We start from the raw sequence: 10377 nt of genomic DNA, 5'->3' as shown, positions 1-10377 counted from the left end.
TCATTCGAGTCTAGACAAAATGACACCAAATGAGTTTTACTATGATCAGCTACCCCAACAAAACAAGGTGGCTTAACTAGAGCGGAATATCACTTATAAATACGCTTTTAGTTGTTCAAACAAGTGGAACCACCTCTGTTTACAGTTGATGAGTGGAATCTTTTTAAACAAGGATATGCTGAATTTGTAACGCTGACAGATCTTGAAAAAGAATATTGGTTTATTGCAATTGAGCATATTTTTGTAGATGAGGTTATTTGGTTAATGGCAGATTTTTCTGAAGGATGGAAAATGCAACATCAATTAGGAATTTATTCATCAATATTCAAATGTATATTGACCCCTAGTGTACTGCAACAATATGATTTAGAAATCAATACTTAGCTTTAAGATTTTATGTCATCAAACCAGTGAAAATGAAAACCTTCCGTTTTTTATTTTATAAGTCACTATTTTATTAACTTAGAATATTTAAATCGAATGATTTAAATATTCGTTTAATACAATGCCTACTTCACTTATATAGTTTAAGCAAAATGTCACTTTAGTAAGCTCTTCACCAGTTAATCTAAACTTTAGTTATACCGCTATTTATCATTTAACTGTATGAGCTTAACCCTATTCAAAGATGGAAATTATGAAAAAAAGTCGTTATTTAGTTAGCTCAGCTGGCATTATGACTGTGCTACTAATAGGCTGCTCAAAATCAGAAAATGCAGAGCATCATTCAGCAGATGCACCGTTAGCATCAGTAAGTGTAATGACTGCCCAAACACAATCAATAAATCTGATTGAAAATCTCCCTGGGCGTGTCACTGCATATCGTATTGCTGAAATTCGCCCTCAGGTTGGTGGCATAGTAGATAAAGTTCTATTTAAACAGGGTACTTATGTACATGCAGGTCAACCACTTTTTAAATTAAATTCTGAAATATTTCAGGCTGATGTCAAAAGTAATAGAGCAACTTTACATCGTGCTGAGGCTGAAGTAACACGCCTTCAAATTTTGTTAAAACGATACGCTGAACTGGTGACAGTTAATGCAATTAGTAAGCAAGAATATAACAATACTGAAGCAGAATATCAGAAAGCAAAAGCTGATGTTACTCAAATGGAAGCGATACTTTCACGTCAACAACTTAACCTAAAATATGCAACAATTACATCGCCAATATCTGGAATTATTGGTGAGATTTTAGTGACTGAAGGTGCATTAGTCAGCCAAGGTGATACTAAAGCCATGGCAGTAGTACAGCAAATTGATAAAGTGTATATCGACGTAAAACAGTCAATTACTGATTATGAAAAAATACAGGAAGCATTACAACAAGGGAATTTGTCAAATGCTAGCCATAACGTTGAAATACTAAATAGTCAAGGTAAGCCATACGATGTAAGGGGTGAAATTTTATTTTCAGACACTAAAGTAGATCCCGATACTGGTGATGTGACTATCCGTATTTTAGCGAATAATCCTAGTCAAAAATTGCTTCCCGGCATGTATGTCCGTATCAACATGAGCCGAACAAAAGTTGATAATGCGATTTTAGTGCCAGAGCAAGCTATCCAACATGATATTAGTGGTAAGGCGAATGTAACTATTATCAACCAAAAAGAGCAAGCACAAAGTAAAACTGTGCAACTGGGTCAGCGTTATCAAAATAGTTATGTAGTCACGCAAGGTATAAATGCGGGTGAAAAAATCATTGTCGAAGGTGTAGACCGTATTCAACCTAATCAGCGACTAAAAGTAAAACAATGGCAAGCACCTATAACGAATAATGAAAATGGGGGGCAGCAATAATGTCTCAATTTTTCATTCGTCGACCAATTTTTGCTTGGGTCATCGCCTTATTTATTATTTTATTTGGTGTATTAAGTATACCTAAATTGCCAATTGCACGCTTTCCAAGTGTAGCTCCACCACAAATTAGTATTACAGCAATGTATCCTGGAGCTACACCAAAGACGCTCAATGACAGTGTTGTAACACTTATTGAAAGAGAAATGTCAGGTGTTAAGAATTTACTGTATTACAGTTCAAGTTCAGATACCTCTGGTAGCGCTACTGTTACTGCTACATTTAAGCCTGGTACAGATGTAGAGCTTGCTCAAGTTGATGTTCAAAACAAAATCAAAGCAATTGAGTCGAGACTACCTCAACCTGTTCGACAACAAGGGCTTATGGTTGATGCAGCTTCATCTGGATTTTTGATGATCATAGGTCTGAACTCCCCTAATCATCAATATTCTGAAATAGACCTAAGTGACTACATGACACGACACGTCATTGAAGAAATCAAGCGAGTTGATGGGGTTGGGAAAATCCAGAATTTTGGAGCTGAAAAAGCTATGCGCATTTGGGTCGATCCAAATCGTTTAGTATCTTATGGTCTGAGTATTAAAGACGTAAATACGGCTATTCAAAATCAAAACCTCCCGATTTCACCTGGTCGTATAGGTGATACACCTGCCCTCAAAGGACAGCAAATTACGATTCCATTAACAGCACAAGGGCAATTGGAGACTGTTGAACAATTTAAAAAAATTAGTTTACGTTCGAATAAAAATGGGGCAACTGTACTGTTATCAGATGTGGCTCATATTGAGGTTGGTGCGCAGTCTTATAGTTTTGCCATTTTAGAGAATGGTAATCCATCTACAGCAATAGCAATACAAATGAGTCCCAATGCAAATGCCGTTAAAACTGCTGAAGGGGTAAAGGCAAAAATCAACCAATTGAGTACTTCATTACCTGATGGAATGAAATTCTCAATCCCTTATGATACTGCACCATTTGTTAAAGTTTCTATTCAAAAAGTAATTACAACATTGATTGAAGCCATGGTTTTAGTCTTTATTGTAATGTTCATATTTCTTCATAATGTTCGTTATACCTTAATTCCAGCTATTGTTGCTCCCATAGCATTGCTAGGAACGTTCTCTGTAATGCTACTTGCTGGCTTTTCTATCAATGTCCTAACCATGTTTGGTATGGTGCTGGCGATTGGGATCATTGTAGATGATGCCATTGTAGTGATTGAAAATGTGGAAAGAATCATGGTATCAGAAGGCTTGTCCCCTGCAGATGCCACCTCGAAGGCGATGAAAGAAATTACGAATCCGATTATTGGTATTACTTTGGTTTTGGCTGCAGTATTTTTACCAATGGCTTTAGCAAATGGTTCAGTAGGGATTATTTATCGCCAATTCACTATCACAATGTCAGTTTCGATTTTATTCTCAGCATTCCTAGCCTTAACTTTGACACCTGCTTTATGTGCAACCATGTTGAAACCAATAGATAAAAATCATGTGAAAAAAGGTGTTTTTGCTTGGTTTGATCGAAGTTTTGAAAAATTAAATAATCGATATGAACATGGTTTATTTAAAGTCATTAAACATAAAAGAACGGCTATGCTATTTTTTATAGGCATTGTTGTTGCACTTCTTTTTTGTTTTAAACAAGTACCTACTGCATTTATGCCAGAAGAAGATCAGGGTTGGTTTATGACATCAATTCAACTTCCTTCTGATGCCACACAAGAACGTACCAAAAAAGTTGTTACTGAATTTCAGGAACATCTAAATAAAGAAGTTGGTATTCAAGATAATATGGCGATCTTAGGCTTTGGATTTAGTGGTTCAGGGCAAAATACAGCAATGTATTTTACCAATTTACTCCCCTTTGAGGACCGTAAAATTACTGCCCAACAAGTCGTGGATAATGCGAATACTGCAATGGCTGACAGCTCGGAAGGCCAAGTAATGTCTGTATTGCCTCCAGCAATTGATGAATTAGGAAGCTCTTCTGGATTTTCATTACAATTGCAGGATGTAGGAAATATTGGCATGCAAGCATTAGCACAAGCCCAAGATCAATTACTCAGTTTATCAACTCAAAGTAAAAAAGTTGTAGATGTTTACTCTGATGGTTTACCAGATGGAAATTCTGTACAACTCAAAATTGATCGTGAAAAACTACAAATATTAGGTGTTAACTTCAGTGATGTTACCGATATCATTTCTACTTCAATGGGTTCAATGTATATCAACGATTTTCCAAATCAAGATCGTATGCAGCAAGTTATTGTTCAACTTGATGCCAAATCACGTATGAGTATTGATGATATTTTACAAATCAAAGTAAATAGTCAAAGTGGTAAACTGATTTCTATGTCTGAGATTATTACTCCAGTTTGGCAATACTCCCCACAACAATACAATCGTTACAATGGTCGTCCATCTTTAAGTGTTACGGGTAGTCCAGCACCTGGTATATCTTCTGGTCAAGCAATGTCAGAAATGGAAAATTTAATCAAACAACTTCCAAAAGGTGTGGGGTATGAATGGAGTGGTATTTCTTTAGAAGAAAAACAGGCTGAATCGCAAACTATATTTTTATTACTTCTATCTATGCTCGTAGTATTTCTTGTTTTAGCTGGGTTATATGAAAGTTGGTCCATCCCTCTTTCTGTTATGTTGGTTGTACCTCTAGGGCTTATAGGTGCATTTATAGCTGTAATGATAAGAGGTATGCCCAATGATATTTTCTTTAAGGTTGGTATGATTACCATCATTGGATTATCAGCGAAAAATGCCATTTTAATTGTTGAATTTGCTAAGGCTCTCCGAGAAGATGGGATGAGTTTAGTTAAAGCAACCGTTGAAGCTGCAAAATTGCGCTTGCGTCCAATCTTAATGACTTCTTTAGCATTTACATGCGGAGTTATTCCTTTAGTTTTTGCAAGTGGTGCGAGTTCTGAAACCCAAAAGGCTATAGGTACTGGCGTATTTGGAGGAATGATCAGTGCAACTCTTCTTGCTTTAGTGTTTGTCCCTATTTTTTTCATTATTGTTATGGGAACTGTTGATAAATTTTCTAAACAAAAAGGATCAAACTAATCTATAAGCTTTGTGGGTTAGAAAAAAAATAACTCACTTTGCATTGATCATATTTAAATTCTTGTTTTATCCATAGCACTAACCTATTAATTTTAAAAAATAATAGGTACTGGCTAAATAGCAAATCGATACATATCTTTTTCATAGAGGAAATATGATTTTAGTAAGTTCTTGTCTGGCTGGCTTAAAGGTACGTTATAACGGGACGCATAGCTTAAACGAAAAAATCGAAAAATTAGTCAAAGATGGAAAAGCTACTATGGTATGTCCAGAGATTCTTGGCGGTTTATCAACACCACGCGAACCTGCCGAGATTTCGGGAGGTAATGGCGATGATGTCTTAGATGGAAAAGCCTGTGTAATTGAAAAATCAGGAAAGGATGTGACTTCAATCTATATTGAAGGGGCATATAGAACTTTAAAAAAAGTTCAATTATTAAAAGCTACTCTGGTAGTGCTTAAAGAAAATAGCCCTTCATGTGGTAGTTCAATGATTTACGATGGTCAATTTAATGGGAATAAGATCTATGGCAATGGAGTTACCTCCGCTTTGCTTAAACGTCATAATATAAAAGTCATTTCAGAAGAAACTTTTTGGCAACTTTTACCCTAGTTCCTCCGCTTTTATTTAAAATCTTCATGCAACTCCAACCACGCCCCCCTTTGCAATATCAAGTCTCTTCGGTATTTAGAGATATAGTGAGGTAATAATCTAAGAAGCATATCCATTACTTCCACATCAGTTAAAAAGTAGTGGTTCAATTTTATGCTGTAATTCTTTAACAATTTTAGCAAGCTGATCATGTAAAACTAACCAACATTGCTCATGACCTTGCCCAATATATTCATCTATTATGAGTTGCAAAATGTCTTGATCTATCTGACTTAAGAATTCTAAAAACCATGTCGCAGCAACATCCTTGGCAACTATTGTTTTATGATCTAATGTATAAGCTATACGGCATAGCGCTAAAATTTGATTACATTCATCCTGATCGTCTTTCCAATGAGCAATAATTTGTGGATAAGTTTTTTGCATGGCAAATATTAATTGTTCATAGCTAATTGGATTTAACCAATCGCAAATATCAGGTCCAAAGATAGTAATGTTATGTAATTGGGCAGTTTTAAGTAAAATACTAATATCTGGATCAGGTTGACTATAAAGTAATTCACCTTTGAGTAATTCTTCTCTCAACCACTCGCCATATTGTAGCTGATATGTATATGGATGATTTTTATTGGTAATACTCCCTTTTTCTAATATCGTAATTTCTAAGGCACGCGCTGTAGCATGACCAATCGGAACAGATATATTTAGAAAATTCTGCGCTAATTGTTTTCTTTCCTGATCGGTAATTTCACGTTCAATAATAACTAAAATATCAAGATCACTTTTATGTTTTAAACCACCATCAACATACGAACCATATAAATAAATAGCATAAAGCTTATCTTTAAAATTTTTTTGTAAAAGCTGTTTTACACTTTCAACTTGGCGACACTCTTCATCATTTAAGCTTTGCATATGATTTTTAATTTAAAAAAATAAGTAATGAATTCATAGAGCATTATACAGAACACTGGCTAACATAGCCAGTGGTATTAAAAGGAATTTTAAAGGTTGAGCCATATTCCACTACACCAAGTTTTAAGCGTTGTGCTTATTTAATTTAATTATAGTGAAAAAGTTAGCTTATAAATTTTAAAAAAAAATTAATGACCATGGTTTTTATTAAAATATCTATATAGACAATTAAGCTAATTAGGTGGGCAATTATGAATATGTTGGTAAATATAAAAAGAGAAGTGCAAGCATCTGAATTAGACTTTATTGAAGTCGAAAAGCTAATTTTGCAATGCGAAAAAGCAAAATCGTCAATAAAGGTTATTTATGAAAGCATCAAAGATATTGAACTTGATGCTTACCAGATTGTGAGTGCAATCACCCGAAAATCATATTCATCATCATTCAATACTGAAGAATCTGCTTTAAAACAAATATCGTCATGCTTCTGGAGGAAGTTAACTGAGATCATCAATCTTAGAAACTTTATATCTGAAAAAGAATATGATGCGTTGTCAGATAAAATTGCTCGTCATGAAATTGAAGATTTCACGATGGATAACGTGAATGTATTTTTAGAATCTATCTGGTCTACGCGCCACATGGCATATGCTCGTAAAGTTGATTCATTGTTTTGCCAATTATCAAGCAAATACAAAACCAATCTTGGTGCTGGTATTAACCCGTGCGTGATCATTCATCACAATAGCTACCATTCTTATTGCAGACGAGATAATTTAGTGGAAGAAGTACGCTTTATAGCAAGGCAGTTATTTGGCAAGCCTTTAGACCACACTAGATTAGATAAACTCAGGTTAGATCGTGGTATCTGGCATAGCATTGATGATAATTTATTACGCATTAAGATCTACGAAAACGGTAACTGTCATATCTTGTTTAATCAATGCGTAGTTGATCGCATTAACCAGGTATTAAACCTGTTATATCCGAATCAAATTGGCATAGATCCAAATGTAAAACACAAACGCCGTGCGTATGATGAACCCATTTTATAAAGCTCATTAAAAAACCATCAATTGTTATTGTGGTTTTTTTTAGATATATACGGTACTAATTTTGCGATCGTGCCACTGGTGAACATACACTGACCATATCACTATGGATACTTGGGATAAATCATATCCCTTAAAGGCAGATTTAAATTTAGACTCCATTTTTCGGAGCTGCATTCTCTTATCACGAGATGGCTCTAATTCAATATCCCCAATGAATTGAGAATTGCAATAAGATCTTGTTCAGGTGTATCAGCAAGCACCGTCACGTTATAGCCACCGCTAAACTGGTGTAATTCAGCACAGTACTCAACATCAGACGCCGTGAGTACCAATTCAACATCAAAATATTGAATCACTTTAAGCACCTGGTACTTTGCTTTAAAGAATCCGTTGTTTTCAGCTAACTTCATCGCTTCAGCAATGGTGATGTTTTCAAGCACAAGACGGTCTTGAGCTGGTTCATCTTCATATGTTTTAAAACTTAACAATTTAATTAAACTTAATTAATTAACTAATTGCTCGTTAAATTATTCTTAATGCATTACGGCGATACGGCTAATAGAAAAATCATATTAGTACGCAAGCGATGTTTTTTAATTGATTAAAAAAAGATTGAAAATCTTATTTTTCGAGAAAGGTTTGCCAGGTTGTGTTTTCCCATAAAATGAAACTATCAAAAGCAGAAAGCTTAAAACTTGGAGTGAACAGCATGTCAAATTTAAACGCTCAATCAGTACAGTTACAAGGCACTTTATACATCGGTTTCCCTAAAACTTTTAGCGGTGCTCACATGGAAACATTGTTTGATGAAATCTCAGATTACATCGACAACAACTGTGATTTAACCCTTGCGGATCTTCAAGCGGATAGTGACTATGCTCAACTTCAATTTCAACAGCACATGCCGACATTGGCTGATAAAACAAATTTCTTCTTCATGGACGTTGAAATCTATGTTGCAACATTAAAAGAAAACTTTGGTCATACATCAGTACTCGACCAAGTTACCTCAGTAAATATCTTTGGCAAAAACCTTGAAGACATTTGCACGTTAATGGCTCAAAACGGCTACGCATACGACCGTATAGAAGATTGTTGGTCACGCGAACTTTCTTAATTCAATTCACCCATACGCACGGATAACGTGCGTATGCCACTGAATCACATTTGAGGATATAAACCATGCAAAACCTAATTACAGCGCATTGCGAGCTAACCATCAAACATGATGAAAAACAGCAAAAAAATGTCGGGCCTGTTGTTGTGACGTTTGGGGCGATCTTTACTGCTGAGTCGGTGAATGAACTGTTTTGCGCTATATGCCAAGACGGAATCAGATTTAAAGCAATCTATAACCCCGACAATATGTATTTTTTACGCCATGAGCTAAGCCCAATTGCTGATTTGTCAGTTAAGACAGACCAAGACGGCAACATTATTGTCAGTGTGATTGCATCCACTAGCCCATATTTTGAGATCAAAGTACTAAAAAATGGTTTTACCAACTCAGACACCTTAAATAGTTCTGCGATTCGCACGTTGGTTCGCAACCATCAAAGCCCATTCCAAGAGCAAATTTCTGACTACTTTGAAACAGACCAAATTTTTAAAACCATGCAAGCAATTTTTGCACAGACGTATTTAAGCCGATAAGGAACTTCACCATGACGACCGCTACTGCTACCGCTGAAAAGACCGTGTTCAAACGTGAAACGTTGGAGCTGAAGAACATCCATGTTTACACCCAAAACGACCGCATTAACCAAAAAAGTCGCGTTGGCGACCGTGCATACGACAATGGATTAGTGAAGGACATCCTGTTCAGCCCTATGCTTTGGGCTACCCCTGAATTTTCATCTAGCTATGTTACTCAGATTCAAATTAAAGGCACACGCATTTATGATTCACTTTGCAGTTATACTGGCGTTCGCACCTATTTTTATAAGTTGTCAGACAGTGAGTTTGGGTGCATGTATCAAAAACGTCCGTACCCACAAAACGACTTTCTCTTAATTTTTGCAAACTTAACGCAAATGTTTAACGATGCAGTTTGTTACTTTGGAAACAACAGTAATAAAAACGCTTTTAAAGGTCTAGATTTTGACATCGAATGCGGTGTTTCACGGTTCAATTTACAGCAACGCTTATTAGAGTTTTATAAGAAGTCTAAACGCCAATTGACCATCAGTGAAACAACAAGCGGGATGCTTGGTGACTCGAATCTTCGCTATAACATCTTTGTTCGCAACCAACCAAAATTGGACAAACACGGCAAGCCGTTAAAATGCACCAAAAAACTCATTAAGCTGTACAAAGAGCGTGGCACAGTTGCGATCTATGGCGGTGACTGCATTTCACCACTCAAGCTCGTTAAACACCAACAAATCAAGCTAGAGAGCGAAAATGGCAAGTTTTCATATACGACTGACTTCATCACGTTGTACTCAGTAGAACAAGACATGTACACCTTATATATTCCCCACTCTATTGTAAACAAGACATTTTTATCTTTTATATTCAATGGCTTATTTTCCTGCTAATTGGTAATACCATGAAAAATACCATGCTCAGAAAAGGCTTAACAATATTTTGAAAAATTGCCTACTGAGCGCTGCCGCACAGCTCCATAGGCCGCTTTCCTGGCTTTGCTTCCAGATGTATGCTATTCTGCTCCTGCAGCTAATGGATCACCGCAAACAGGTTACTCGCCTGGGGATTCCCTTTCGACCCGAGCATCCGTATGAGACTCATGCTCGATTATTATTATTATAGAAGCCCCCATGAATAAATCGCTCATCATTTTCGGCATCGTCAACATAACCTCGGACAGTTTCTCCGATGGAGGCCGGTATCTGGCGCCAGACGCAGCCATTGCGCAGGCGCGTAAGC

At 36.2% G+C, this 10377-nt stretch carries 10 protein-coding genes and 1 pseudogene; 9 read left to right on the top strand and 2 right to left on the bottom strand.

Annotated features, from left to right (window positions below):
* Positions 1 to 123 precede the first annotated feature (123 nt).
* The 4 genes from FTV08_RS15470 (at position 124) to FTV08_RS15455 (ending at position 5518) form a co-directional block, all read left to right on the top strand.
* Positions 124 to 384: a hypothetical protein gene (locus FTV08_RS15470; RefSeq protein WP_038349994.1), complete on the top strand. Its 261-nt coding sequence runs from the start codon at positions 124 to 126 to the stop codon at positions 382 to 384.
* A gap of 253 nt (positions 385 to 637) precedes the next feature.
* Entirely contained in the window at positions 638 to 1804 is a 1167-nt protein-coding gene (locus FTV08_RS15465; protein ID WP_052232764.1) for an efflux RND transporter periplasmic adaptor subunit, read from the top strand.
* Positions 1804 to 4905: an efflux RND transporter permease subunit gene (locus FTV08_RS15460; RefSeq protein WP_038349993.1), complete on the top strand. Its 3102-nt coding sequence runs from the start codon at positions 1804 to 1806 to the stop codon at positions 4903 to 4905. The genes FTV08_RS15465 and FTV08_RS15460 overlap by 1 nt, the downstream gene beginning before the upstream one ends.
* 154 nt (positions 4906 to 5059) lie before the next feature.
* Positions 5060 to 5518 carry a DUF523 domain-containing protein gene (locus FTV08_RS15455; RefSeq protein WP_077170035.1) on the top strand — a complete coding sequence of 153 codons (459 nt, stop codon included), beginning with the start codon at positions 5060 to 5062 and terminating at the stop codon, positions 5516 to 5518.
* Positions 5519 to 5644: 126 nt separating this feature from the next.
* Here FTV08_RS15455 and FTV08_RS15450 read toward each other — a convergent pair whose 3' ends face one another.
* On the bottom strand, positions 5645 to 6433 hold the full coding sequence (locus tag FTV08_RS15450; RefSeq protein WP_180081700.1) for an aminoglycoside adenylyltransferase domain-containing protein: 789 nt from the start codon (positions 6431 to 6433) through the stop codon (positions 5645 to 5647).
* A 251-nt stretch (positions 6434 to 6684) separates the two neighbouring features.
* On the opposite strand from FTV08_RS15450, the gene FTV08_RS15445 reads away from it, so the two are divergent.
* Entirely contained in the window at positions 6685 to 7488 is an 804-nt protein-coding gene (locus tag FTV08_RS15445; protein ID WP_005005990.1) for a DUF4942 domain-containing protein, read from the top strand.
* A gap of 194 nt (positions 7489 to 7682) precedes the next feature.
* Here the strand turns inward: FTV08_RS15445 and FTV08_RS15440 are convergent, their stop codons facing one another.
* A complete protein-coding gene (locus FTV08_RS15440) occupies positions 7683 to 7976 on the bottom strand; it encodes a hypothetical protein (protein ID WP_005005987.1) in 294 nt (97 codons plus the stop codon).
* A gap of 221 nt (positions 7977 to 8197) precedes the next feature.
* Here FTV08_RS15440 and FTV08_RS15435 point away from each other — a divergent pair, with 221 nt between their 5' ends.
* The 4 genes and pseudogenes from FTV08_RS15435 to FTV08_RS15420 form a co-directional block, all read left to right on the top strand.
* Positions 8198 to 8605 carry a hypothetical protein gene (locus FTV08_RS15435; protein WP_005005986.1) on the top strand — a complete coding sequence of 136 codons (408 nt, stop codon included), beginning with the start codon at positions 8198 to 8200 and terminating at the stop codon, positions 8603 to 8605.
* Between the two features lie 65 nt (positions 8606 to 8670).
* Positions 8671 to 9141 (top strand): hypothetical protein, encoded by a 471-nt coding sequence (locus tag FTV08_RS15430; protein WP_065995118.1) that lies wholly within the window; start codon positions 8671 to 8673, stop codon positions 9139 to 9141.
* A gap of 11 nt (positions 9142 to 9152) precedes the next feature.
* Positions 9153 to 10028 (top strand): hypothetical protein, encoded by an 876-nt coding sequence (locus FTV08_RS15425; RefSeq protein WP_081406141.1) that lies wholly within the window; start codon positions 9153 to 9155, stop codon positions 10026 to 10028.
* Positions 10029 to 10268: 240 nt separating this feature from the next.
* Positions 10269 to 10377, top strand: a pseudogene (locus tag FTV08_RS15420) (dihydropteroate synthase); the annotation flags it as partial.

The organism is Acinetobacter sp. YH12226, from assembly GCF_013417805.1.
GTDB lineage: Bacteria > Pseudomonadota > Gammaproteobacteria > Pseudomonadales > Moraxellaceae > Acinetobacter.
The sequence above is the reverse complement of the archived record's forward strand: the minus strand, read 5'-3'. Positions and strand labels throughout refer to the sequence as shown.

Bases quoted from the DNA above. Each gene is read 5' to 3' on its own strand.
- FTV08_RS15465 (WP_052232764.1), top strand. From the start codon at position 638: ATGAAAAAAAGTCGTTATTTAGTTAGCTCAGCTGGCATTATGACTGTG.
- FTV08_RS15460 (WP_038349993.1), top strand. From the start codon at position 1,804: ATGTCTCAATTTTTCATTCGTCGACCAATTTTTGCTTGGGTCATCGCC.
- FTV08_RS15455 (WP_077170035.1), top strand. From the start codon at position 5,060: ATGATTTTAGTAAGTTCTTGTCTGGCTGGCTTAAAGGTACGTTATAAC.
- FTV08_RS15450 (WP_180081700.1), bottom strand. From the start codon at position 6,433: ATGCAAAGCTTAAATGATGAAGAGTGTCGCCAAGTTGAAAGTGTAAAA.
- FTV08_RS15445 (WP_005005990.1), top strand. From the start codon at position 6,685: ATGAATATGTTGGTAAATATAAAAAGAGAAGTGCAAGCATCTGAATTA.
- FTV08_RS15435 (WP_005005986.1), top strand. From the start codon at position 8,198: ATGTCAAATTTAAACGCTCAATCAGTACAGTTACAAGGCACTTTATAC.
- FTV08_RS15430 (WP_065995118.1), top strand. From the start codon at position 8,671: ATGCAAAACCTAATTACAGCGCATTGCGAGCTAACCATCAAACATGAT.
- FTV08_RS15425 (WP_081406141.1), top strand. From the start codon at position 9,153: ATGACGACCGCTACTGCTACCGCTGAAAAGACCGTGTTCAAACGTGAA.